Source organism: Saccharothrix luteola (genome assembly GCF_020859565.1).
In the GTDB taxonomy this organism is placed as follows: Bacteria; Actinomycetota; Actinomycetes; order Mycobacteriales; family Pseudonocardiaceae; genus Actinosynnema; species Actinosynnema luteola.
Genome location: NZ_JAJHUO010000027.1, coordinates 34,994 through 60,480 on the forward strand (window position 1 = coordinate 34,994; position 25,487 = coordinate 60,480).

General features: G+C 69.1%; 16 protein-coding genes and 1 pseudogene. 10 read left to right on the forward strand and 7 right to left on the reverse strand.

Features of this window, described 5'->3' with window-relative positions:
- Nucleotides 1-29 precede the first annotated feature (29 nt).
- From LNK82_RS33365 to LNK82_RS33375, 3 genes are read right to left on the reverse strand one after another with little or no spacing between them, the layout of a single operon-like run.
- Nucleotides 30-1,130, reverse strand: coding sequence for a zinc-binding dehydrogenase (locus LNK82_RS33365; RefSeq protein WP_230570894.1), 1,101 nt, complete (start codon nucleotides 1,128-1,130; stop codon nucleotides 30-32).
- On the reverse strand, nucleotides 1,127-1,543 hold the full coding sequence (locus LNK82_RS33370; RefSeq protein ID WP_230570895.1) for an acyl-CoA thioesterase: 417 nt from the start codon (nucleotides 1,541-1,543) through the stop codon (nucleotides 1,127-1,129). Before LNK82_RS33370 ends, LNK82_RS33365 begins: the two co-directional genes overlap by 4 nt.
- 16 nt (nucleotides 1,544-1,559) lie before the next feature.
- Nucleotides 1,560-4,052 carry a helix-turn-helix transcriptional regulator gene (locus tag LNK82_RS33375; RefSeq protein ID WP_230570896.1) on the reverse strand — a complete coding sequence of 831 codons (2,493 nt, stop codon included), beginning with the start codon at nucleotides 4,050-4,052 and terminating at the stop codon, nucleotides 1,560-1,562.
- A gap of 170 nt (nucleotides 4,053-4,222) precedes the next feature.
- Between LNK82_RS33375 and bdeA the strand changes: the two genes are divergently transcribed.
- The 5 genes from bdeA (at nucleotide 4,223) to ispH (ending at nucleotide 10,505) form a co-directional block, all read left to right on the forward strand.
- Complete coding sequence (bdeA, locus tag LNK82_RS33380) at nucleotides 4,223-5,089, forward strand: bis(hydroxyethyl) terephthalate hydrolase (RefSeq protein ID WP_372470711.1); 867 nt, start codon at nucleotides 4,223-4,225, stop codon at nucleotides 5,087-5,089.
- Between the two features lie 460 nt (nucleotides 5,090-5,549).
- Nucleotides 5,550-6,953: a family 2B encapsulin nanocompartment shell protein gene (locus LNK82_RS33385; RefSeq protein WP_230570897.1), complete on the forward strand. Its 1,404-nt coding sequence runs from the start codon at nucleotides 5,550-5,552 to the stop codon at nucleotides 6,951-6,953.
- Nucleotides 6,954-6,985: 32 nt separating this feature from the next.
- A complete protein-coding gene (locus tag LNK82_RS33390; RefSeq protein WP_230570898.1) occupies nucleotides 6,986-8,395 on the forward strand; it encodes a family 2B encapsulin nanocompartment shell protein in 1,410 nt (469 codons plus the stop codon).
- A 106-nt stretch (nucleotides 8,396-8,501) separates the two neighbouring features.
- A complete protein-coding gene (locus LNK82_RS33395) occupies nucleotides 8,502-9,542 on the forward strand; it encodes a family 2 encapsulin nanocompartment cargo protein polyprenyl transferase (protein WP_230570899.1) in 1,041 nt (346 codons plus the stop codon).
- Between the two features lie 24 nt (nucleotides 9,543-9,566).
- Nucleotides 9,567-10,505 (forward strand): 4-hydroxy-3-methylbut-2-enyl diphosphate reductase, encoded by a 939-nt coding sequence (gene ispH / locus LNK82_RS33400; RefSeq protein WP_230570900.1) that lies wholly within the window; start codon nucleotides 9,567-9,569, stop codon nucleotides 10,503-10,505.
- A gap of 221 nt (nucleotides 10,506-10,726) precedes the next feature.
- On the opposite strand, the gene LNK82_RS33405 is transcribed toward ispH, so the two are convergent.
- Together LNK82_RS33405 and LNK82_RS33410 are read right to left on the reverse strand one after the other, a co-directional pair.
- Complete coding sequence (locus tag LNK82_RS33405; protein WP_230570901.1) at nucleotides 10,727-11,020, reverse strand: DUF3027 domain-containing protein; 294 nt, start codon at nucleotides 11,018-11,020, stop codon at nucleotides 10,727-10,729.
- Nucleotides 11,020-19,047, reverse strand: coding sequence for a DUF5615 family PIN-like protein (locus tag LNK82_RS33410; protein ID WP_230570902.1), 8,028 nt, complete (start codon nucleotides 19,045-19,047; stop codon nucleotides 11,020-11,022). The genes LNK82_RS33405 and LNK82_RS33410 overlap by 1 nt, the downstream gene beginning before the upstream one ends.
- Nucleotides 19,048-19,837: 790 nt before the next feature.
- Between LNK82_RS33410 and LNK82_RS33415 the strand changes: the two genes are divergently transcribed.
- The 4 genes from LNK82_RS33415 to LNK82_RS33435 all read left to right on the forward strand — a co-directional run bounded on the left by LNK82_RS33415 (nucleotide 19,838) and on the right by LNK82_RS33435 (nucleotide 23,371).
- Entirely contained in the window at nucleotides 19,838-20,113 is a 276-nt protein-coding gene (locus LNK82_RS33415; RefSeq protein ID WP_230570903.1) for an integrase, read from the forward strand.
- Between the two features lie 567 nt (nucleotides 20,114-20,680).
- On the forward strand, nucleotides 20,681-22,168 hold the full coding sequence (locus LNK82_RS33425; protein ID WP_230570905.1) for an ATP-binding protein: 1,488 nt from the start codon (nucleotides 20,681-20,683) through the stop codon (nucleotides 22,166-22,168).
- A gap of 134 nt (nucleotides 22,169-22,302) precedes the next feature.
- Complete coding sequence (locus LNK82_RS33430) at nucleotides 22,303-22,890, forward strand: helix-turn-helix domain-containing protein (RefSeq protein WP_230570906.1); 588 nt, start codon at nucleotides 22,303-22,305, stop codon at nucleotides 22,888-22,890.
- An 88-nt stretch (nucleotides 22,891-22,978) separates the two neighbouring features.
- Nucleotides 22,979-23,371, forward strand: coding sequence for an integrase core domain-containing protein (locus LNK82_RS33435; RefSeq protein ID WP_230570907.1), 393 nt, complete (start codon nucleotides 22,979-22,981; stop codon nucleotides 23,369-23,371).
- Between the two features lie 40 nt (nucleotides 23,372-23,411).
- Here LNK82_RS33435 and LNK82_RS33440 read toward each other — a convergent pair.
- Nucleotides 23,412-23,552 (reverse strand): annotated as a pseudogene (locus LNK82_RS33440) (ABC transporter ATP-binding protein); the annotation flags it as partial.
- Nucleotides 23,553-24,138: 586 nt separating this feature from the next.
- On the opposite strand from LNK82_RS33440, the gene LNK82_RS33445 reads away from it, so the two are divergent.
- Nucleotides 24,139-24,483: a DUF742 domain-containing protein gene (locus LNK82_RS33445; protein WP_230570908.1), complete on the forward strand. Its 345-nt coding sequence runs from the start codon at nucleotides 24,139-24,141 to the stop codon at nucleotides 24,481-24,483.
- On the opposite strand, the gene LNK82_RS33450 is transcribed toward LNK82_RS33445, so the two are convergent.
- Nucleotides 24,463-25,347, reverse strand: coding sequence for an NAD(P)-dependent oxidoreductase (locus tag LNK82_RS33450; protein ID WP_268997484.1), 885 nt, complete (start codon nucleotides 25,345-25,347; stop codon nucleotides 24,463-24,465). The two genes, LNK82_RS33445 and LNK82_RS33450, sit on opposite strands and share 21 nt — an antisense overlap.
- Between the last annotated feature and the right edge of the window lie 140 nt (nucleotides 25,348-25,487).

Genomic DNA, 25,487 nt, shown 5'->3' on the forward strand with positions numbered 1-25,487 from the left:
CGATCCGGGTAACGGTACCGGCTGGGTGATCACAGGAGGATGACCTGGCGGACGGCTTCTCCGGAGGCCAAACGGGTGAACCCGGTGTTGATGTCGTCCAGCGCGAGGCGTCCCGACAGCAGTTCGTGCACGGGCAGCTGCCCGGCCCGGTAGAGGTCGACGAACCGGGGCACGTCCCGTCGCGGCACGCACGACCCGAGGTAGCTGCCCTTCAACGTCCGCTCCTCGGCGACCAGGCTCAACGCCGGCAGCGTGATCGTGCGGTCGGGGTGCGGCAGGCCGACGGTCACCGTGGTGCCGCCCGCGCCGGTGGCCAGGTACGCCTGCTCCAGCACGGCCGCGACGCCGGTGGTGTCGATGACCTTGTCCGCGCCGCCGCCGGTCAGCGAGCGCACCTCCTCCACCGCGTCGGGACCACCGGCCACGTCGTGCGTCGCGCCGAGCCCGCGCGCCAGCTCTCGCTTGTGCGCCACCACGTCCACCGCGATGATCTGCGACGCGCCGGCCGCCCGTGCGGCGAGCAGCGCGGCCAGCCCGACGCCGCCGAGCCCGAACACCGCGACCCGGTCCCCCGGCGTGACGGCCGCGCTGTAGAACGCCGCGCCCGCGCCGGTGAGCACCGCGCAGCCGAACAGGGCGGCGATCTCGAACGGCAGGTCGGCGGGCACCAGCGTGGCCGACTTCTCCGACACCACGGCGTACTCGGCGAACCCGGACACGCCGAGGTGGTGGTGCGGGCGCGTGCCGTCGGGCAGCCGCAGCCGCCGTTCGCCGCTCAGCAGCGTGCCCTCGCGGTTGGCCGCCGCGCCCGGTTCGCACAGCGCCTGCCGCCCGGACACGCACCGGCGGCACGAACCGCAGGCCGGCACGAACGACAGCACCACCCGGTCGCCGACGGCGAAGTCGGACGCGCCGGGCCCGGTCTCGACCACCTCGCCCGCGGCCTCGTGTCCCAGCAGCATCGGCAGCGGCCGGACGCGGGAGCCGTCGATCACCGACAGGTCGGAGTGGCACAGCCCGGTGGCGCCCACCTTGACCAGCAGCTCGCCCGCGCCCGGCGGGTCGAGGTCGAGGTCGAGCACCTGAAGCGGTCCGCCGACCCCGGTCAGCACCGCGCCCCTGGTCTTCACGCGACCACCAGCCCTTCCATCGCGGCGCGCAGGCCGTCCGGGATCGCCACCGGCTTGCGGGTGCCGCGGTCGGTGAACACGTGCACGAAGTGCCCTTCGGCGACCACGTCGTCCTTGCCCTCCGGGTAGAAGCCGACCTCGTAGCGGACGCTGGAGCGCCCGAGGTGCCCGATCCGCAGACCCGCGTCCACGGCCTCCGGGAACGCGATCGACGCGCGGTAGTTGCAGTGGGATTCCACGCACAACCCGATCGCCTGCCCGTGGTGGATGTCCAACCCGCCCTCCGCGATCAGCCACGTGTTGATCACGGTGTCCATGAAGGCGTAGTGCACGACGTTGTTCACGTGCCCGTACACGTCGTTGTCGTGCCACCTGGTCGGTATCCGCTGCCAGTGCCGGTACTGCTCGCGCACCTAACCTCCTCCTGAGTCAGTCGAGCATCCGGGTCAGCTCGACCCGGGACCGCACCTCGAGCCTGGCGAAGATGTTGCGCAGGTGGTGCTCGACGGTGCGGTGGCTCAGGAACAGCCGCGCGGCGACCTCGCGGTTGGTCGCGCCCTCGGCGACCAGGCGGGCGATCTGCGCCTGTTGCGGGGTCAGGCCCGCGGTCGGGTCGACGTCGGAGCGGCCCGCGGCCCGGTTGGCGGCGCGGTCGGCGGTCCGGTCGGCCTGGGTCGGCCCGACCGCCTCACCCGCCGCGCGCAGCTCGGCGCGGGCGCGGGCGACCCAGCGGTCGGCGTCGTAGCGCTGGAAGATCTTCACCGCGTCGCGCAGCAGGTCGCGCGCGGCGCGCGGTTTGCGGTCGCGCCGCAGCCGGTGGCCGTAGAACAGCTCGGTCTTGGCCAGTTCCATGGCGGTGCCGCTGGCCCGGTGCAGCCGGATCGCCTCGCGGAAGTGGTCCTCGGCCCGCAGGCCGTCGGCGAGCAGGCCGCGGCAGCGGTGCGACAGCGCGAGCCGGGCCGCGCTGCCCGTGGTGCCCGCCCACTTCTCGTACCGGCGCAGCGCCCGGTCCGCGGTGGACGGCCGGCCGCAGCCGACGGCGGCCTCCACCACGTGCGGCGCGGCCATCACCTTGATGCCGGTGTGCACGCCGCCCGACCCGGCGGCCATCAGCCGCAGCCGGTCCAGCGCGTCGGCCGGCCGGTCCAGCGCGAGGTCCACGCAGGCGAACGCCCACGCGCCGAACGTGCCGGAGCGGCCGAGCCCGCGTTCGGCGATCTGCTCGGCGGCGGCGTCGATGCGGTGCACCGCGGTGTCGGTGTCCCCGCGCAGGGCGGCGACCAGCGCGAGGATCGTGAGGTGGTCGACCACGGCGTTGTGCTGGCCGACGGAGGTGGCCGCGTGCACGCCCTCGAACGCGGCCGACAACGCCACCGAGTGCTGGTCCAGCAGCAGCGCCGACAACGCGCGGTAGACCAGTGCCCACGGCACCAGCGCGGTCAGGCCGTGCTCGTGCGCCGCGGTGACCGCGCTGGTCGCCAGCTCGTGCGCCCTGGACGCGTCGCCGAGGGTGTAGGCCGCCTGGCCGCCCCAGATCTTGGCCTGCGGGTGCGGCACCCGTTCGGCGAGCTCGACCACCGAGCGCAGCACGGGCAGGGCCTCCTCGTGCCGGGCGGCGAACGTGGCGGCCATGCCCGCGAGGTGGTCCAGGGTGATCCGGGTCTCGTCGGGCTCGTCGGGACGGCGCAGGCTCGCGGCGAACGCGGCGGTCTCGGCGTACCGGGCGTGGTCGCCCGCGATGCTGGCCGCCTCGCCCGCGAAGCCCAGCGCGGTGATGGCCAGCGTGCGGTGCGTGCCGACGAGCTCGCCCGCCGCGTGCAGCAGCCGGCGCACCGCGACGTCCGGCAGGCCGTTGCCCAGGTCGATGCCACCGCGCAGCAGCTCGGTGCGCGCCCGCAGCTCGCCGCTGTCGGTCAGCCGGGCCGCGGTGCGCAGCGCGACGCGGGCCCGGCGGGGCGCGCCGGACGCCCAGTGGTCGGTGGCGGCGGCGATCAGGTGGCGTGCCCTGGCGTCCGGGTCGGCGGCGAGCGCGGCGGCGCGGTCGTGGTCGCGGGCGGCGGCCGGGTAGTCGCCGCAGCGGCGGGCGCGGCTCGCGGAGGCTTCCAGCCGTTCGGCGAACGCGTCGCGCACGCCGGGCACGCGGGCCGCCTCGTGCCAGGTTCGGCGCGGTCCGGGCGGCAGGTTCTCGGCCAGCGCGGCGTGCGCGGCGTAGCGCAGGGCCAGCGGTATCGCGGTGCGCAGCGTGGAGCGGACCAGCGGGCCGCCGTCGAGCAGGGAGTTCGCCTCCTCCACCGCGGCCAGGTCGAGGTCGGGCATCCGGGCCAGCGCGTCGGCGTCCACCTCGTCGTCCACCACGCTCAACGCCGCCGCCAGCCGCGCCTGCGGCGAGAGCGCGTGGAAGCGGGCGCTGAACCGGGCCCGCAGCGAGCTGTCCTCGGGCAGCTCGTCGGGCGCGGGCGCGGTGCCGCCGAGCTGCTCGGAGGTCAGCGCGCGGGCCAGTTCGGTGAGCGCGAGCGGGTTGCCCCTGGCCAGGTCGGCGACGTCGTCGGCGAGCCCGGGCGCGAGGCCGGGCCGCAGGTCGCGCAGCACGCGCAGGCTGTCGGCGTGGTCGAGCGGGTCCAGCCGCACCCACGGCAGCCCGAGCGGCTCGCCCTCCGTGGCGATCAGCACGGCCACCGGCTCGTCGGCGGCCTCGGCGGCCAGCTCCACGAGCCAGTCGGTGTCCTCCAGGAGGTGGGCGTCGTCCACGCAGAGCAGCACCTGGCGGTCGGTCGTCACGGCCGACTCCCGCACGGCGGCCAGCATCGCCGTCTTGCCCGCGCCCGGACCGCCGCGCAGGACCAGCGCCCCGCCGTGACCGGCACGGGCGCGGGCGAGCAACGCGTCGACGGCGACGCGCTGCCGGTCACGTCCGCGCAGCATGTGGCCAGTTTGGCGGGAGGTCGACGTCCGGCGGAAGAGGTGCGGCAGAAATTATCTACCAGTGTTAGTTTTCGCGCCGGGACCGGTGGTTGCACCGATGCGGAGCGCTCACGTAGTGGCGCAAGGTCATCGCTGTCCGTAGTTCCCTGCCAAGCGAGGTGTACACCGACGTGCAACTCCGCAAACTGATCCCCGCGCTGATCCCCGCGCTGGCCCTGTCCTTGGTCGGCGTGACGCCGGCCAACGCCGTCGAGGAGGAGTTCCGGCGCGGTCCCGCGCCGACCAACTCCAGCATCGAGGCGTCCCGCGGCCCGTTCGCCACGGCGTCCACCACGGTGTCCTCCTTGTCCGTCTCCGGCTTCGGCGGCGGCACGATCTACTACCCGACGAGCACCGCCGAGGGCACCTTCGGCGCGATCGCCATCTCGCCCGGCTTCACCGGGACGCAGTCGACGATCTCGTGGCTGGGCCCGCGCATCGCGTCGCAGGGCTTCGTGGTGTTCACCATCGACACCAACAGCACCCTGGACCAGCCCGACAGCCGGGCGAGCCAGCTGCTGGCCGCGCTGGACTACCTGACCCAGCGCAGCACGGTGCGCACCCGGATCGACGCGTCCCGGCTGGGCCTGATGGGCCACTCGATGGGCGGTGGCGGCACGATGCGCGCCGCCGAGCAGCGGCCGTCCCTGCAGGCGGCGATCCCGCTGACCGGGTGGCACACCGACAAGTCGTGGGGCAACAACCGGGTGCCGACCCTGGTGGTCGGCGCCGAGGACGACTCGGTCGCGCCGGTGTCGTCGCACTCGATCCCGTTCTACACCTCGCTGCCGTCCACCCTGGACAAGGCGTACCTGGAGCTCAACGGCGCCAGCCACTTCGCGCCCAACAGCTCGAACACGACGATCGCGAAGTACAGCATCGCGTGGCTCAAGCGGTTCATCGACAACGACACCCGCTACGAGCAGTTCCTGTGCCCGTCCCCGGCCAACAGCTCGCTCATCTCGGACTACCGGGACACCTGTCCGCACTCGGTCTGACCGACCGGTCGCAGGCCCGGGCGTGGGGGGGGGGGGGGGGGGGGGGGGGGGGGGGGGCGCGGGCCCCCCCCCCCCCCCCCACGTCCGTTCCACAGATCGACCACGCGGTGTCGACATCACGTCGGCACCGCGTTTTTCGTGTCCCACTGACGACTGAACTTCGTGCCCGCACATCCGCGGACTGACGACCGCACGTCGCACGAGCCATCGTCAACGACACTTTCCGGTGAACATTATTACGACAAACGATGTAGTTATTCCGTTCCACCACGAAAGTTCACCAATGCGCGCCAAGATCACCCGTTAATTACTTGCGAGGTGGACGAGATCCACAGTGAGTACGCACAACAGGCCCGATTGACCCTCAGGGATGTCGTCACATCGGCCGCTTCCCGTAAGGCATTCAGGCTCACTACGGTCGATCCGGACCATCGAGTGAACCCGATTGGCGGTGTGAGCGGTGACTGTGACCGATTCGGACTTGGAGACCGAGCGACCACGCTTGAGCCTCGGCACGGCGGCAGCGCGGAACCTGGCGACCACGACCAAGTCCGTTCCCCAAATGCAGGGCATCACCTCGCGGTGGCTGCTGAAAGTCCTGCCCTGGGTGGAGGCGAAGGGCGGTGCCTTCCGGGTCAACCGCAGGCTCAGCTACGAGATCGGCGACGGGCGGCTGACGTTCACCAACATCGGTGCGGACGTGCGGGTCATCCCGCAGGAGTTGACCGAGCTGGCACTGCTGCGCGGCTACGAGGACGTCGAGGCGCTGAGCGCGCTGGCCGACCGGTTCACCCAGCACGAGTACGAGCCCGGCTCGGTGATCGTCGAGGAGGGCCGGCCGCGGGACGCGGTGCACCTGATCGCGCACGGCAAGGTGAACAAGATCGGCCGCGGCGAGTACGGCGACCAGACGGTGCTCGGCTCGATGGCCGACGGCGAGTACTTCGGCGGCGAGGTCCTCGCCGGGCCGCAGGGCGAGTGGGAGTTCACCATCAAGGCGGTCACGCCGGTGATCATCCTGGTGCTGCCGTGGGAGGTGTTCGAGCAGCTCAACGGCGAAGCGGGCGGCCTGCGCGCGCACATCCAGCGGATGTCCGCGGCCGGTGGCCGGGCCAACGCCTACGGCGAGGCCGAGATCGACATCGCGTCCGGCCACGAGGGCGAGCCCGACCTGCCCGGCACGTTCGTCGACTACGAGGTCGCCCCGCGCGAGCTCGAGCTGAGCGTCGCGCAGACCGTGCTGCGCGTGCACAGCCGCGTCGCGGACCTCTACAACCAGCCGATGGACCAGGTCGAGCAGCAGTTGCGGTTGACCATCGAGGCGCTGCGCGAGCGCCAGGAGCACGAGATGGTCAACAACCGCGACTTCGGCCTGCTCAACAGCGCCGACCTCAAGCAGCGCATCCACACCCGCACCGGACCGCCGACCCCCGACGACATGGACGACCTGCTGGCCACCGTGTGGAAGGAGCCGACGGCGTTCCTGGCGCACCCGAAGGTGATCGCCGCGTTCGGCCGCGAGTGCAGCAAGCGCGGCATCTACCCGTCGACCGTCGACCTCAACGGCCACCACGTGCCCGCGTGGCGCGGCGTGCCCGTGCTGCCGTGCAACAAGATCCCGATCACCAAGACCCGCACCAGCTCGGTGATGCTGCTGCGCGCCGGCGAGCACAACCAGGGCGTCATCGGCCTGCACCAGACGGGCCTGCCCGACGAGTACCAGCCCGGCCTCTCGGTGCGGTTCATGGGCATCAACGAGAAGGCGATCATCTCCTACCTCGTCAGCGCCTACTACTCCACCGCGATCCTCGTGCCGGACGCGATCGGTGTGCTGGAGCACGTGGAACTCGGCCGCGAAGACTGAGCCAGTCCCCCCGACCAGATTGGGCAGCCCAAGTGACCGTGACAGACCCCGGCCTCGTACCGGAAGAGGCCGAGCAGCAGCGGCAGAGCCTGAGCACCGCGAGCGCGCGGAACCTGGCGAGCACCACCAAGTCCACCCCCCAGATGCAGGGCATCTCACCGCGGTGGCTGCTGCGCAAGCTGCCGTGGGTGACCACCCAGGCAGGCACGTACCGGGTCAACCGCCGCCTCACCTACGCGCTCGGCGACGGGCGGGTGAGCTTCAGCAGCACCGGCGCCGACATCCGCGTCATCCCGCAGGAGCTGCGGGAGCTGCCCGTGCTGCGCGACTTCCCGGACGACGACGTGCTGGTCGCGTTGGCCGACCGGTTCCGGCAGCGGGAGTTCCAGCCGGGCGACGTGCTGGTGTCGTCGGGCGACCGGGCCGACGAGGTCTACCTCATCGCGCACGGCAAGGTGAACAAGATCGGGCAGGGCAAGTACGGCGACGCGACCGTGCTCGACACCCTGGCCGACGGCGACCACTTCGGCGACGAGGTGATGTACGGCGGCGAGGTGGAGTGGGACTTCACCATCAAGGCGGTCACCCCGGTGATCGTGCTGGCGCTGCCGTGGCGGGCGGTGCAGGAGCTCAACGGGCAGGCCGACGCCCTGCGGGCGCACATCGACGCGTTCGCCGCCAACGCGGGCAAGCCGCAGAACAAGCACGGCGAGGCGGCGATCGAGATCGCCTCCGGCCACGAGGGCGAGCCGGACCTGCCGGCGACCTACGTGGACTACGAGCTGACGCCGCGCGAGTACGAGCTGGAAGTGGCGCAGACCGTGCTGCGGGTGCACAGCCGCGTCGCCGACCTCTACAACCACCCGATGAACCAGACCGAGCAGCAGTTGCGGTTGACCATCGAGGCCCTGCGCGAGCGCCAGGAGCACGAGATGCTCAACAACCGCCGGATCGGGCTGCTGCACAACGCCGACCTCAGGCAGCGCATCCACACCCGCTCCGGCCCGCCCACCCCGGACGACCTCGACGAGCTGGTGTCCCGGCGGCGCAAGACGGCGTTCATGCTGGCCCACCCGCGCGCGATCGCCGCGTTCGGCCGCGAGGCCAGCAAGCGCGGCCTGTACCCCGGCACCGCCAACGTGGACGGCACGCAGGTCGTCACCTGGCGCGGCATCCCGCTGCTGCCGTCGAACAAGATCCCGATCACGCCGCAGGGCACGACCTCGATCCTCGCCATGCGGATCGGCGAGAAGGACAACGGCGTGATCGGGCTGCACCAGCCGGGCATCCCCGACGAGGTGCAGCCCAGCCTGAACGCGCGGTTCATGGGCATCAACGAGAAGGCGATCGTGTCCTACCTCGTCAGCGCCTACTACTCGGTGGCCGTGCTGGTGCCCGACGCGCTTGGGGTGCTGGAGCACGTGGAGCTCGGCCGGTCCTGACCACAGCGTCGTGCACGGCAGCCGGGCCGCCAGGCCCGGCTGCCCTCCTCCCCGCCCGAGCCTGCTCCGCCAGCCGGGCGCATCCCCCCGAACAGGAGTTGTGGCGATGACCGACCTGGACGTGAGCCGCGATCACCGGACCGCGCGCGAGGTGCTGGAGTGGAGCCGTGCCGGGCTCGACCCCGCGATGCGCACGGCGGTCGACCGGTTGCCGGACTCGATGCGGGCGATCGCGGGGTACCACTTCGGCTGGTGGGACGAGCACGGCAGGCCGACGGGCGCGGACGCGGGCAAGGCGATCCGGCCCGCGCTCGTGCTGCTGGGCGCGCAGGCGGTGGGCGGCGCGGCGCACGCGGCGCTGCCGGCCGCGGTGGCGGTGGAGTTGACGCACAACTTCTCGTTGCTGCACGACGACGTGATGGACGGCGACAAGACCCGGCGGCACCGGCCGACGGCGTGGCACGTGTTCGGCGTGAACCCAGCGATCCTGGCCGGTGACGCGTTGCTGACGCTGGCGCTGGACGTGCTGGCGGGCAGCGGTCACCCGAAGGCGCAGCAGGCGATCCGGGTGCTGTCGGCCGCGGTGCAGCGGCTGCTGGACGGGCAGAGCGCCGACCTGGCCTTCGAGGAACGCGACGACGTGCGGTTGGCGGAGTGCGTGCGGATGGCCGAGTGCAAGACCGGCGCGCTGCTCGGCGCGGCCTGCGCGCTGGGCGCGCTGTTCGGCGGCGGGCGGGCGGACCAGCTCGAGCACCTGCGGTCGTTCGGCGAGAAGGTGGGGCTCGCGTTCCAGTTCGTGGACGACCTGCTCGGCATCTGGGGCGACCCGGCGGTGACCGGCAAGCCGGTGTACTCGGACCTGCGCAACCGCAAGAAGTCGCTGCCGGTGGTGGCGGCGCTGACGTCGGGCACGCCCGCCGCCCGCGAGCTGGACGCGCTGTACCACTCCGAGCAGCCGCTCGACCAGGTCCAGCTCGCGCGTGCGGCGGAGCTGATCGAGACCTCGGGCGCGCGGGCGTGGAGCCAGGGCCGGGCGGACGACCTGCTGGCCCGGGCGCGGGAGCACCTGCGCGCCGCCGGACCGTCCGAGCGCGCCGCGCGCGAGCTGGACGCGGTGGCCCGCCTCGCCACCCGACGCGACCGCTGACACCCCGCCTACCGAGGAGCGCTCATGGCTTTCCCCGTCGTGCTGCTGGCGTCGCCACGGTCGTTCTGCGCGGGGGTGGAACGGGCGATCGACATCGTCGACCGGCTCCTGGACCAACGCGGTGGGCCCATCCACGTGCGGAAGCAGATCGTGCACAACTCCCACGTGGTGACCGACCTGGAGGCGCGTGGCGCGGTGTTCGTCGACGAGCTGGACGCGGTGCCCGACGGCGCGACTGTGGTGTTCTCCGCGCACGGGGTGTCGCCCGCGGTGCGCGAGGAGGCCGCGCGCCGCGGGTTGGACGTGATCGACGCGACGTGCCCGCTGGTGACCAAGGTGCACGCGGAGGCGAAGCGGTATGCCGCGCGCGGCGACACGGTGGTGCTGATCGGGCACGCCGGGCACGAGGAGGTCGAGGGCACGCTCGGCGAGGCACCCTCGCGGACCGTGCTGGTGGAGACGGTCGCGGACGTGGAAGAGCTGGAGGTGGCGGACCCGACCAGGGTCTCCTACCTGACCCAGACGACGCTGGCGATGGACGACACGGCCGAGGTGCTGGCCGCGCTGCGGGAGAAGTTCCCGGCGCTGCGCGGTCCGTCGTCGGTGGACATCTGCTACGCCAGCACCAACCGGCAGGACGCGGTGCGCGAGATCGCGCGGGAGGCCGACGTGGTGCTCGTGGTGGGTTCGCCGAACTCGTCGAACTCGGTGCGGCTGGTGGAGACCGCCCGCCGGATGGGCACGCCCGCGCACCTGATCGACGACGTCTCCGGCATCCGGGAGGACTGGCTGGACGGCACGCGGGTGGTCGGGGTGAGCGCGGGCGCGTCCGCGCCGCCGAGGCTGGTGGACGAGGTCGTCGAGGCGCTGGGCGCGTGGGACGTCCAGGTGCGCGAGACGGCGCGGGAGACGATCCGGTTCACCCTGCCCGCGGCGGTGCGCGCGACGCCCGGCCGGTCCTGAGCGGACCGACCGGGCGCGTCCGGCTCACTCGTGGGAGATCGCCCCCAGCACGTTCAGCCGGGCGGCGCGGATCGCGGGCAGGATCGCCGCGACCACGCCGACCCCGGCGGCGATCAGCTGTGGGGTTCCAGAACTCTGCTGCGGCCATGATCTTGTGTTGGCACGCGCTGAGGGGCCGTGCCTGACGGCACAGCCCCTCAGCTGACTCCAGTCGAGCCGGTTCAGGCGATGTCTTCGGGAGTCACCCATTGACCCGCATCGACGAATACGTCACAGCCGTCGTGTTCGAACCGCACACGCCCGTCGAACGGTGACCGGGCGTTCGAGCAAGCGCCGTAGTCGTTGCCCACCCGGCCCGCCAGCGGGATCCAGAACCGACAACCGCCGCACTGTTCCTCAACCCAGGACTCCTGGTCCTCCTGGTCGTCCCGCCCTCGGTTGCGGTCACGGATCCACCGGTCATGAATGGAGTCGAGTTCCGCTTCACTGCGGGTCACGTGGTCGAATTCATCCATCACTTGGCCGAGGTGATGATCCGCAGGATCTCTTCGGGAGAGCTCACCCGTCGATCGATCTGGATCGCAAGCGAGCCAAAACCGCCATCCATCTGCCTTCCCCTGTCCCGGGTCACCACCTTGGCGCCCAATTGCTCGGCCAGCTGCATCAACTTGTCGTCCTTGGTGCCCTTGAGTCCCATTTCGGACACGCTGCGCGCATCATAGCCGCGGTCCCGGAGGAATCCGGCGATTGAGGGAGACATGTTCTCGTCCACAATCAGCCTCTGCCCCTTCCCGGAGAAGCCGGCCTTCTTGGCGATCAGCTGCCGCAGTGCGTCGGCAGCGCCTGCTCGCATACCCGAGGTGGCCGACGCGGTGGTGCCGCCAACCCCCGCGACCCCGCCTACAGCAGCCCGCGCCGCCAGACCGCCGGTGAGCGCACCGAGGACGCTCGCGATCTCCAGGATGCTGTCGAAGCCCTCGCGCGCCTTGTTCAGGTGCTGGTCGAACAGGATCTCGAGTGCCGCGTCCAGGTCCTCGCGCGTACGGCAGGTCTGCACCTCCTGGCAGGCCTGTGCCACTTGGATCGCCAACGCGTTGGGGTTGACCTGACCGTTGTCGCCGGTCGGGCAGACCGGCGACGACGAACCACACTGGCCGAACAGCCACTCGCCGACAACGGCCCGCTTCTCTTCGTCCCTGGCCCTCTCCTGCGCAGCCGCCTGCCACTGGCCGTCCCACCAGGCCCTCTTCTGCTCGGCGGTCGGCTCTGGATCACCGGTGATCCCACCGCAGCCCACGTTGTCCGGCCCGCAGTTGACGTGGCCGTCAAGCTCGATCCGGCTGATGGGGTTTCCGCCGGTGAACGCGTAGCGATTGCCGGTGAACGGGTCCGTGCCGAGGTTGAGGTCGGCGAGCGCCCCGTTGTAGTTGTCACGGGTCAGGAACCGGTTGAGGCCGGGGTTGTAGTCGCGGAAGCCCATGTCGTAGCTGCCGGAGTTGGGGTCCCAGCGCTTGCCGTTGTAGCGGTAGAAGTTGTACGGCTCCTTGCCCGGCTGTTGCGCGTCAGGCTTGTCGATACCGGTGAAGGACTCGGTGTCGTCCTTGCCGTAAGCGGTGTAGCCGTACGTGGCACGGGTGTCGCCGTTCTCCTTGGTCAGGGTCTCGACGTCGGTGTGAGGGTTGTAGCTGTAGTAGGAATCTTCGGTCACCTCAGGTCCGGCGCCGTCGGTGTCCTTCTTGACCTGCGCCAGCCGACGGCCGAAGGCGTCGTACTGGTAGCTGCGCTGGAGTTGGCCCGCTACCTCCTCGGCCACGACCTGGTCAGTCAGGCCCAGGTAACCGAAATCCGTGGTCTTGCCGTCCGCGGTTTTCGACGTGGTGCGGTCCAGGGGGTCGTAGGTGTAGGCGGTGGTCTTCAGCGCACCGGCGTCGTCGAGTTTGCCGTGTTGGGTGGTGCGGTCGAAGCCGTCGTACTTGTACGACTCGGTGATGCGCCCGCCGCTGGTGACGGTGTCGAGGCGGCCGAAGGGGTCGTAGTTGTAGGCGGCGGTGACACCTGCGGTGGAGGCGGTGAGCAGGCGGTTGCGGTCGTAGTTGAAGGTGGTGGTCTTGCCTTCGAGGGTTTGTGTCACCACGTTGCTGTTGGCGTCGTGGACGTAGTCCTCGGTCTCAAGCACCGCCCCTGCCGCGGACTTCTTGGTCAGCTTCCGGATCCGGTCCAGCGGGTCGAAGTCGTACTCCCGCACCTCGTCCAGGTAGGCGGTCGTGTTGTCCGCGTTCTGGATCTTGGACGCGTCACGGATCCGGTGGCCGTTGGCGTTGTAGTCGATCTGGTGCTCGGCGACCAGGATGTTGTTGGATTTGCGTTCGACCTGGGAGGCGAGTGCGCCGTCGAGGTGGTAGCCGTAGACGACCTTGTTGCCGTTGGGCTTGGTCTCCTGCGCGACTTGGCCGCGGTCGGTGTAGCTGTAGGCGGTGATCTTGGGCTGGCCGCCGGTCTCGGTGTTGGTGACCTGGTCGACCAGGTCACGCGGGTTGTAGCGGAACACCGACGACTGCTTGTCGTGGCCGCGGGTGAGCGGGGCGCCGTTCTCGTTGTAGGTGAACGTTGTGGTGCCCTTGACCACGGCGGCCAGCTTCTCCTCGACCTTGGTCAGCTGGTTGAGGCCGTTGTAGGCCATCGCGTAGGCGTCGACCTTGGTCCCGGGCGAGCTGTCGGTCAGCGAGGTGAGGTTGCCGTTGGCGTCGTAGGAGTGCGAGAAGGTCTTCTTCTCGTTGTCGACCTCGGTCGGCTTGCGGACCAGCTTCACCGCGTCGGCCAGCACGGTGCCGTCGGCGTTGTCCGAGACGGTGACCTTGGCCGTGTTTCCGGCCTTGAGTGCGAAGCTGCCCAGGCTGACCCACTCGCCCCCGCGCTGCGTCTGGTTGACCGCCACGGTGGTGGAGGTGGTGCCGGTGTCGACCTTGAACGGCGTGTTCGTCGCCGCACCGGTGACTCCGGACGGGTACTTGGTGAAGACCTCGTAGTCGCCGTCCTGGCCGATGACCGGGCGCCAGGTGAACGTCGTGCCGCCGGTGCCGCGGGCGGTACTGCGGTAGTCGTAACCCTGCGAACCACCCTGCGTGGTGGTCCAGTTCCCGGCGAGTTCGATGTTGCCGATGTCGGAGTTGTCGACCAGGGCGACGTAGGCGCCGACCGGGACGCCGTTGTCGGAGCGGGACTTGAGCTTGCCGTCCGGGTAGTAGTCCCACGTCATCGTGCGGTCGGACGAGCCGCCGGCGCCGGCGACGGTGCGGGTCTTCTGCTGGCCGAGTTCGGTGTAGTCGTAGGCGGTGACGATGTCCCACGGGTCGGTCGAGGTACGCACCCAGGTGTTGTCGAAGTAGGTGTACCTGGTGGTGTTGCGGACGGTCTGCCCGGCCGACGGCGGTGCGCTGACCTCACTGATCCGACCCACCCGGTCATAGGTGTAGGTGGTCTTGTCCGGCGTCGTGTAACGCACGTCGTCGCGGTCGAACGGTGCGAGCTTCTCGATCGGCCGGTTGAGCTTGTCGTAGACGGTCTGCGCGACGAAGTCGTCCGGGTCGTTCGTCGTCTCCACGCCGCGCGGCGTGATGACGCGGGTCTGGTTGCCGGCCTCGTCGTACTCGAACTTCGTGACCCGGTCGACGCCCGCCTTGTGCGGGGTCGTCACCTGGATCAGCGCGGAGCGTTCGTCGTAGCGGTAGGTCGTGGTGGTGTTGAGCTGGTCGGTGCTGGTGGTGGTGTTGCCGTCCTTGTCGTAGCCGACCCGCGTGACCTTGCCCTCGGCGTCGGTCGTGGTGACCTGGCGGTGGTTGCGGTCGTAGGTGATCTTCGTGGTGAAGTCGGCCGTGTCGGCCGTGGCGTTCTTGCGCGGGTCGACCACCGTGACCAGGTTGCCGACGCGGTCGTAGGTGTAGGTGATGGTCTTGTTGTCGGCGTTGGTGATCGTGGCGAGCTGGTAGATCTCGTCGTAGCCGTACCGCGTGACGTAGTCGTTCGGGTTCGTGGGCGTGAGGTTGCCCAGTGGCTGGGTCTCGGTCAGCAGGTTGCCGACCTTGTCGTAGCTGAACGTCGTCCTGCGCTCGGGCCCGGTCGGCGTGTCCTTCGGCGAGAACGTCTCGACCACTTGGTCAGCCCTGTCGTACACCGCGGTGGCCTCGGCTCCATTGGGAGCGATCGCCTTCGTCACGTTGTCATTCGTGTCGTACACCGGCGGTGGCGTAACGATGAACTCCCCCGCCGCCTCGTTCTTGGGAGTTCTGCTCTCCAGCGGCCGATTGAACACGTCGTAGGTCACCGACGTGGTCTTGTTCAGCGCGTCGGTGACCGATGTCGTGTTGCCACGCACGTCGTACAACGCAGTGGTGCTGTGGTTGTACGGATCGGTGGTCTTCTTCGGGAAGCCCGTGGGGTCGTACTCCCCGAACGACGTGGTGTTCTCGTTGGCATCGGTTGCGGTCTTGAGCTGCCCGAACTCGTCATAGGTATAGGTCGACCTGTAGTCGTCCGGCGTCGACGTCGCGGTGCCCTTGGGATCCGTGACGGACGTCAGGTTTCCCTTGGCGTCATAGGCGAATTCCCAGCGCCTGCCTTCGGGGCTGATCTTGGACGTCAGTTCAGCCGTGTAGCCGTCCAGGCCGGTCTGGTAGCCCAGCTGGGTGGCGGGCCAGTTGTTCGCCACCGCCTCGGCGTCACGGATCGAGGTCGGGTAGCCGGTCTTCGGGTCGTAGGTCCAAGTCGCGACGGCGCCGTTGTCCTCAGTCAGCGTGACGACGTTGTTGTCGGCGTCCCAGTCCAGCGTGGTGCTCTGGTTCTTCGCGTTCGTGGTGCGGATCGGACGGCCGTAGCCATCCGTGCGGAAGGTAATAGTGCGGTTCTCCGCGTCGGTGACCTTCGACTCCACCTCCGACCCGGCGCTGCCGTCGGGGTCGCTGTAGGCGAACCCGGTGGCGAAGCCGAGCCGGTCGGTGATGGTCTGGAGCTTCCACTTGTCCTTCGGGTCCACCGGCGCGGTGTAGTACGCGAGGTTGGTGGCGTTCTGGCGCGGGTCGGTGATCTTGACCAGCTTGACGTTCTTGTTCCCCTGCGTGGCGTCGTAGGTGAACCCGAACGTCTTGGCCTGCGGGGTGCCCGCGCCGTCGACGAACTGCGTCAGCAAGCCCTTGTCGTCGTAGGTGAAGGTGATCGTGCGACCCGAGATGTCCTTGATCGACTGGACGTTGTCGATGATCTTCGGGTTGCTCGTCTCACCCTTCACCCAGTAGTCCAGGGTCAGCACTTCGCGGCCGTGCGGATCGTTGACGTAGGCCAAGAACTTGCGCGGTTGGTTGTTCGACTTGCGCTCGGTGTAGGTAAACCGCTGCTCGTTGCCGTTTCGGTCCTTGACCGCAGTCAGCCAACCCTCGGTGTCGAACACGAACTCGCTGCGGTCCGGGCGGATCAGCTTCCACCGACGTGACGCGTCCGTGCCGCCATCACGCTGGACGAAGTAGTGCACACCGGCGGGCTTGTCGTAGGTCCACCGCGCTGGGTCGGTGCTGCCGTTCTTGTTCAGCTCGAACGTGTGGGAGGTGCCGTCGCCGTCCGGCAACGTGATCCTGCTCGGGTAGTCCTGACCCTTGGGGTGCAACTCCAGGTAAGTGCCCAGCCGGGTGAGCCCGCTCGCAGCGAGTGACCAGCCCTGACCCAGTGACGTGGCCGAGGTGTCCATGCTGTTGTACGTCATCCGCACGAACGAGTTCAGACCCCGACCCGGGTTGGTGAACGCGTCGTAGGACCACACCGCGTTGCCCGCGAACTGGTTGACCAGCACGTTCGAACCGCTGCCGGTGGCCTTGCCCGCGTAGGAGTAGAACTTCTCCAGACCGAGCTGGTCCGACGTCGGGTCCTCGACCGTGACGTTCTGCGCCAGCGCCGGAACACCACCGGTCGCGGACAACCAGGTGCCCGTGGTCTTGTTGCGCAGGTCCCAGTTCAGGACGAACTGCTCGCGCTTGTTGCCCGCGTCGCTCTGGATCGGCGTCTTCACCCGCGCCTGCACCGTCACCGTCCCGCCAGGCGGGACATCCGCGGGCAGCGCCGTCTCCAACCGGTTGCCGCCCGTGGTGGCGTCGGTGCCGTCGGGCAGGTTCCACCGGTAGGACAGCACCTGATCCGCCGCACGCCACGTCGACGTGGTCGAGTTCGTGACGCTGACCGGGACCGTGTACTCGTCACCGGGGATCATCCGCAGCGACGGCGTGTCCGGCGCGTAATAGGTCATCTCCGCGGTCGGCTGCGTGTAGGTGACGACCAGGTTCGGGCGCAGCTGTGGCTCCTGTGCCTCGTCGGACAGGAACAACACCCGCTGCTGCGGACCCGCCTCGTCGCGCAGCTTCACCTCGAACCCGTGGTTGGAGGCCGGGTTGTCCACCCAGCCCTGCACCAGACCGGCGTTCTCCCAGATATGCCAGTTCGGGTCGTTCGGGATCCCCAGCACGTGATCGGCGTAGGCGCCGAGGTCACCACCGGGAGTGGCCCACGCGGTCGCCGTCGACGCCCGGTTCCACGTCGCCTGGTTCTCGGTGAACCCCTTGGTCAGCGGATGCCCGTCGAACGTCGCACCCGTGCCGTCGCTGAAGAACCCCCACAGCATCAGGTCCGCGTCCACGATCCGCGCACCGGCCGGGATCGACGACAGGTCGTTCCACTTCACCACCGCACGCGTGCGGCCGTAGGTGGAGGAGTTGTTGCCCACCATCAACCACGGCTGGCCACCGATGGAGTCCAGGTTGGTGTCCGGCCGGTTCGACGACAACGTCGTGTCACTCGCCCCACCGTGCAACACCTGCGTGATGAACCCGGCCTTCGGCAACCGCGCCACCTGCGTCGGCCCGGGGATCACCTGCCCGTCACGGGTCTTCACCGCGACCATGTAGTAGTAGGCGTTGCCGAAAGGATCCGCCGAGTCCGCCGGCGTCGGCCGCGCGGTGGTGTCGGTGAACGACGTCGTGGTCGGTGCCAGCGGCGCGATCAACGTCGAGGACGACGGCGTGAACGCCTGGAACACCGTGCGGTGCACCTGGTACTCCACCACGTCGTCCGCAGGGTTGCCCGGATCCGGATCCACGTACGGACCCCAGTTCAACTCCGCACCGGTCGCGTAGATCTTCGTCGGGTACTTCAGGTCCGCACTCGGCCGACCATAGGTCAACACCAGCTTCGGGTTGTTCTCGATCTCACCGTTGTAGGCGAACTCCGCCGCCTGGTAGATCGCCCCACCACGGTTCAACGTCTCGTCCGTCGACTTCACCATCAACCCGTGGTTGACCGCCGAACCCGACACCCACGCCTGCGCGATGTTGCGCACGTCCCACTCGTGCCAGACGCTGGACACGCCTGCCTGCTTGGTCGCCGTGGACAACCCCGCCTCGGCGAACGCCGCGTTGATCCGGTTCCACGTCGCCGTGTCCTCCGACCACCCCGCCGTGACCCGACGCACCTCGTGCACGTTGTTGTTCGCGCCGGTCTCCAACTCGGAGTCGTAGTACAGGCGCAGCTTCGCCGAGGTCAGACTCGTACCCGCCGGCACCACCGAGGTGTCGAACTTCACCAGGCTGCGCGCCCTGCCCCACGGGTCCGTGCCCACCGACAACTGGTAGCTCGACCCGTCGTTGCGATCCGGCGTGTCCGACCAGATCTGCACGTCCTGACCCGTCGTCGGCGTCGGCTGCAACTTCACCGTCGGGTCGATCGTCACCGGGAACTTCCGGCCGGCCTCGGCCAACCACGCCTGGTCGGCCTTCACCGTGACCGTGATCTTCGAACCCTGCTGCTCGACGGTCTGCGTGACCTTGTCACTCCACGCCCGCCCGTGCGGCGACTTGCGGTCCTCCGCACCGTCGAACATGAACGGCTTCGGCATCGTGAACAACGGCGGCCCATCCGCCACACCCTCACCAACCGGGAAGAACCCGATCGCTCCGTCGTCCAAGGCCTTCGCCGTCACACCGCCGACCTGCAACGTGAACCGGTACGTCGCGTCCGCCGGTGCCTTGTGGAGGACGATCTCCTCCTTCAGCGCCTCCCCCGTCACCACATAACGCAGATCGGCACCGTCGAACACACCGGGATAGGTCACCCGGCTGCCCTCGACCCTCGGCTCCACAGTCCGCGCCTCGGCGTCCACACCCAACGCCAAGTGCCGATCACCGGCCTGGAACCGCATCAACTTGTCCGTGCGATCACCGAACGACGTGCCGAACACGTTGCTGTCATTGCCGAACCGGTATCCGTCACGCGCCACCTCACGCACCGCCAGGTCGATCCGCTGCCAACGGCCCTGCGCGTCCCGGAAGTACTCCGGCCGCGCCGACACCACCGCCTCCACGTCACCGTTCGACAGCTGGAACACCTGCATCGACGACGTCCGCCGATCCACCAACTCCCGCACCCGCTTCGGCGACTTCACCGCCGTGCCATTCGGCGGCGGATCGGCAGGCGCGGCCTGCGCAGCACCCGGCGCGAACCACCCCGCCACCGATCTCCACAAACCCGAAAGACCCAGGTCAGGCAACTGACCCGGCCCGCTCACCGGCGGGCCGGCAGGCAGACCGACGACCGCCAACGCGGTCACCACAGACAAGATCAACAATCGTGAGAGCAGGCTGAAGCCACGCGGAGACCGCACGAACCCCCCTGATTCGCCGCCGAGCGCTGTCACCCCCCGGTGATCGATTCGCTACCCCACGTACGCGAACAGGGACGCTAACCAACACCAAACTGCCCACATAGGACCGAACGGCGCAATCCCAACGACTGAACCGTCCACCACCCGAACAGCACAGTGGACACACCTACAGTGACCCTTGAGCAATCAGGAAGGCCACCTGAACGGCGGTCGCTGGACAGTCCACCACCGCCGAATCAACAGCCTCGCCCACCACACGGCTCCCCAACCGTGCCCCCGGCGAGGTGAAGCGGCCACGGCGCCCTCAGCAGAGGCCGAAGCCTCTGTGCGTGCTGCCACTCCCACATCACCACCACCGATCGACGCACCCTCGGAAGGTGGACACACCATGATCACCACTGACCGCGCCGCGACCACGCAAGGCGGACCTGTTGCGCCGGACGGCGCGGCTCGCGGGGACGGTCCTGACTGACCACTCATCTCTCGCTGAACCCGGCAAGCGCAATTGTCCGAGCGCCTCCGCAGAGACCACTGCGGCCGGTCACGCAATCGGGTGCCCTGTGGGGTTTCAGAACTCTGCACTGAGGCGCTGAGCTGCGGCGATCGCGCACGATGTGCTGTAGGAGCATGATCGTGACGCGTGGCGCTACGACTGGTGTACCTGATCTTCGTCCGACTCGGTGACTGGCTGGTTCTGCTCGGCCGGGCCTCCGCGGCCAAGGACGTGGAGTTGCTGGTACTACGGCACGACGTCGCCGTGCTGCGCCTGACCAACCCCCGCCCACGGTTGGAGTGGGCCGATCGAGCTGTGCTCGCCGCGCTGGTTCGCCGACTCCCCCGTCGGCTGGGTGAGCACCGGTTGGTGACACCGGGAACCATCCTGCGATGGCACCGGCGCCTGGTCGCGGAGAAGTAGACCTACCCGAACCGCACCGGGCGACGGCCGATCGGCGACACCACCGTGGCGCTGATCGAGCGGATGGCGCGGGAGAACGCCGCGTGGGTTTACCGCCGGATCCAGGGTGAGCTGCTCAAGCTCGGCTACCGGGTAGCCGCCTCAACGGTTCGCCGCGTGCTCCAGCGCCTGCGAGTCCCACCCGCACCCCAGCGCGACACCGACCGACCGACTGCTCACCATCAACCAACACCACCTGCGGACCGTGCTGAACCGCTACACGACCCACTACAACCACCGCAGACCACACCAAGCCCTACAACTCACACCACCACGACCAGACCACCCAACCGCAGAGCCAGCTACACCTCGATACGCCGCCGACCAGTCCTCGGCGGCCTGATCAACGAGTACGAACCCACAGCAGCATAACCGCAGGCCAGACCATAGGGCCGACTTCTGGCACCCCCCAGGCCCGGACGTGACCCGACCCGGCAGCGTCATCAAATGTGCGCCAGAGCCCATTTCAGAGAGCACCATCAACGCTCCCGCCTGACCATCAGCGATGACTTTCGAGCACCACAGGACATGCTGGTCGGCATGGGGAACATGGAAGTGCGCAACAAGACAGCAGGTGCACGCGGTCCGGTGGTACAGGCGGGGAGCATTCAGCAGGTCATCCTGACCGGTTCGACTCGAGCGAGTGAGGTGGAGTTGCCACGCCAGTTGCCTGGAGCGGTACGGGACTTCGCTGGCCGGACCGAGCAGCTGGCTGCCCTCGACGCCCTGATCCCCGTCAACTCCGAGCCGACGGGAGCGCCGAACGCAGTGGTGATCTCCGTGATCGACGGCATCGGCGGGATCGGGAAGAGCACCCTGGCCGTGTACTGGGCACACCGTGTGCAGCACCACTTCCCAGACGGCACCCTCCACGTCAACCTCCGCGGCTACGGACCCGGTGATCCGGTCACCCCCAAGCAAGCCCTTGACGGGTTTCTTCAGGCGCTCGGAGCCCCCGCCGATGCCGTCCCGGCCGAGCCGGACGCCAGGGCCTCGATGTACCGATCCCGGTTGGCCGGCCGACGTGTGCTGATCGTGTTGGACAACGCCAACCATCCCGACCAGATCCGGCCCCTGCTACCCGGCACACCGGGCTGTGTCGTCGTGGTGACCAGCCGCGACAGGCTCACCGGCCTGGTCATCACCGACGGCGCGCAACGGATCGCCCTCGACCTGCTCGCAGAGACTGAGGCGCACAATCTGGTCGTCGGCATTCTCGGTGCCGACAGGGCCACCGCCGAACCGGCCGCGGTCGCCGACCTGGTGCGGTTGTGCGCTCGGCTGCCACTGGCGCTGCGGATCGCCGCCACCCGCATCGCCGCCTCCCCGCACATCACGGTCGCCGATGTCGCCGCAGACCTGGCCGACGAGCACACCCGGATCGACGAGCTCAGTCGGGGCGATGACGAACGCACTGCCTTACGGGGGGTGTTCGACTACTCATACCACCGACTCACCCCGGACCAGAGCCATCTGTTCCGACGACTTGGGCTGCACCCCGGCCCGGAGATCAGCGTCCCGGCCGCGGCGGCAGTGGCCGACCTCGAGCCCCGCCGTGCTCGACAGTTGCTCGGCGAACTGGCCGATGCGCACATGCTCAGCGCCGTCGACGTACGGCGCTTCCGGTTTCACGACCTGCTCCGCGCCTATGCCGCCGGACTCGCCCTGCTGCAAGACGCTCCCGACGAGCGCGACCGGGCACTGGACCGTCTTTTGAGCTGGTACGCCCACACCGCCGACACATGCGACATGCTGCTATACCCAGGATACGTTCGGCTGCCACACCGCTCTGCACAACCGCAGCACCCGACGCCAATCGCCACGGACATCGACGCGGCCACCTGGCTGAAGACCGAGCGCGAGAACTTGCTCGCGGCCCTGCGCGCAGCGGCCCGTCCCGACCTGTTCCACCACATCGTCGCGCTCGCCCAGGCGGCAAGTTTTCCACGGACAGGCATCCGCCGCGTCGGATCGACCGGTGGTATGCGACCAACCACCTCTCCGATGCGGCGGTGACCGGTTTCGGGACCGTTTCAAGATCGGCTCCGACGCACCTTCGATGGTTACGGTGTGGGGTGCCAGAACGCTGCACTGGCATGTTGAGCTGCGGCGATCGCGCACGCTGGACCTCCAAGGCATGATCGTGAGGTGTGGCGTTACGACTGCTCTACCTGATCTTCGTCCGACTCGGTAACTGGCTGGTTCTGCTCGGCCGGTCCTCCGCGGCCAAGGACGTCGAACTGCTGGTACTGCGGCATGAGGTCGCCGTGCTGCGACGAACCAACCCAGGTCCGCGTCTGGAGTGGGCCGACCGTGCGGTACTCGCCGCGCTGGTTCACCGACTCCCCTGGCTGTTGCGTGAGCACCGGTTGGTGACACCGGGAACCATCCTGCGATGGCACCGGCGCCTGGTCGCGAGGAAGTGGACCTATCCCAGTCGCACCGGCCACCCGCCGGTCGACGACACCATCGTGGCGCTGATCGAGCGCATGGCGCGGGAGAACACCGGCTGGGGCTACCGCCGGATCCAGGGCGAACTGCTCAAGCTCGGCCACCGGGTAGCCGCATCAACGGTTCGCCGCGTGCTCAAGCGCCTGCGTATCCCGCCCGCGCCCCAGCGTGACACCGACATGTCATGCCGACGGTTCCTCCGCGCCCAGCCGCGAGCATGTTGGCCTGCGACTTCTTCCACGTCGACTGCGCCGTCACCCTCAAACGCGTGTACGTCTTCTTCGTGATGGAAGTCGCCACCCGCTACGTCCACATCCTCGGCACCACCACCAACCCCGACGGCCCTGGACAACCCAACAAGCCCGCAACCTGCTCATGGACCTCGACGACCAGGCCGACAGCTTCCGGTTCCTCATCCGAGACCGGGCCGGACAGTTCACCGCCTCGTTCGACGCGGTCTTCTCCGCCACCGGCATCCAGGTCGTGAAGAACCCACCACGGTGCCCGCGAGCCAACTGCTACGCCGAGCGGTTCGTCGGGACCGTCCGACGCGAAGTCACCGACCGACTGCTCATCATCAACGAACACCACCTGCGCACGGTGCTGAACCGCTACGCGAAGCACTACAACCACCGCCGACCCCACCGAGCACTCCAGCTCGCACCACCACGACCAGACAGGCCAGCAGCAGAGCCGAGCCGCACGTCGATACATCACCGACCAGCGCTCGGCGGCCTAATCAACGAGTACGAACACGCAGCCGCCTAACCGCAGGTCAGACCACGTGGCCGACTATTGGCACCCCACAGGACGGTCCCATGATCGCGGTGAACCGGCCGCGGTCGAACTCGACGCTCACCCCCGCGAGCGCCGTGACCGCGGCCTCTCCCGTGCCGTAGGACTTCCACACGTCCACCGCTCTCGCGGCGGCCCCCACGTTGCGCGTCACCGGTCTCCACCCCTTCGCCCGGACGGCGCCCGCCGTCCACTCCGGGCAAATGTGGCCGACGGGCGGGTCGCGGCGCGTCGGGAATGACCAGGGAATCCCGGTCGGGGTAATTCCCCTAGCCCCGTGCGGGAAACCCCAACATCAAACCTTGGTCAACAACCGTTGTGAGAGCGCTCCACCCGTCACTACCTTCGGTTTCGGCCACAAGCCGCTCGGTGGTGAGCTCATCGCCAGGACACTCGAAACCCGCACCGTGTTCTGCGAGGTAAGCGTGATCGCGAATCCCACACCCATCGGGTAGACCCCCGGCGGACGCCTGGGACGAGGAGTCCCAGGCGATCCGGAGCCGAACGACCGACGAACGGACGGTGAAGAAGTCCGATCATCCGATGCCTGCGCACAGGCCGCGCACAGCGCCGGACACCCCCTGGAAACGACCGGGCACGGACCGTCGCGACGACGCGCAATCCCTCCCACATGCCGGGAAAACCGAGACAGGAGCGGTGATCGCTCGTAGGGTCTAGCGGCGTCGGCGACCCTGACCCCCGCACGACCATGATCACTTCGACGGCTTTGAGGAGCTGGTGTGTCGACCCTCCGGGTGCGTCCCTACACCAGAACCGGCGGGCGGACGCGGTCCGCGACGACGCTGGCCATCGAGACCATCGTGACGACGAACGAAAGAGCGGCGAGAGACGCTCTCACGTCGACCGCGGAACACCGCATCATCAGCGACCTGTGCCGCAATCCGCATTCCGTCGCGGAAGTCGCGGCGACTTTGCGGCTGCCGCTCGGCGTGGTCCGGGTGTTGCTGGCGGACATGTCCGACATGAGCCTGATCAACGTGCACGAGGATCAGGCGGTCGACGCCGCGGGCCGGCCTTCCCTGGAGTTGATGGAACGCGTCCTCTCAGGTTTGCGCCGAATCTGAGCGTTCCCGCAAGGCGTGCACGACTGCGGCCACGTCCTGCTTGCCGTGCCCCAGTTCCACCGTGCGGCCCATCAGGGTCAGGCACTCGTCCATCAGCGGCGAGGCGACCCCGGCGGCGCGGGCGGCGGCGGTGATCAGCCGGGTGTTGGTGAAGACGTCGGCGGCGGCGGCCTGCGCGTCGAAGTCGTCGGCGAGCAGCTTGGTGGCCTTCGCGCGGGACACCTTGCTGGCCATCGGGCCCTTGTCCAGCACCTCGACGAGCGTGCCGAGGTCGAGCTCGTGCCGTTCGGCGAAGTGGAACGCCTCGACCAGGCCGGTGGTCATGGTGATCAGGAACAGGTTCACGGCCAGCTTCATCAGCAGGGCGTTGGGCGTCGGTCCGCAGGTCACGACCTCCGCGCACATCGGCGCGATCACGTCGCGGACCCGTGCCACCGCGTCCTGGTCGCCGGCGAGCATGGCGACGAGCTCGCCGGCCTCGGCCGGGCCGCGCGAGCCGGAGACGGGCGCTTCGACGTAGTCGCCGCCGGCGGCGCGGACGTCGGCGGCGAGGGCGTGCGAGTAGCCGGGCGAGGTCGTGCCCATGTGCACGATCGTGCGGCCGGCGACGTGCTCGGCGAAGCGGTCCGTGCGGCGGTCGAGGACGACGTCCATCGCGTCCTCGCCGGAGAGCATGAGGATCACCACCTCGGCGGCGGTGAAGACCTCGCCCGCCGTCGCCACCACCCGGGCGCCCGCGTCCCGCAGCGGTTCCGCCCGGTGCGGCGAGCGGTTCCACACGACGAGCGGCCGACCGGACCGGGCCAGGTTGAGCGCCATCGGCTGCCCCATGATGCCCAGACCGACGAATCCGACCTCCACCAAGACCTCCCTCGCACGGCGGCACGGCGCCGCCTCCCAGGTGGGATTAAACGCCGTGCCGGTGCCGCCGGTCGAAGGGTGGTGCGCCGCGCGTGTCGCGAGCGTTCAACTCAGGTGTTCCGAACGTAGGACTCTCGCGAATC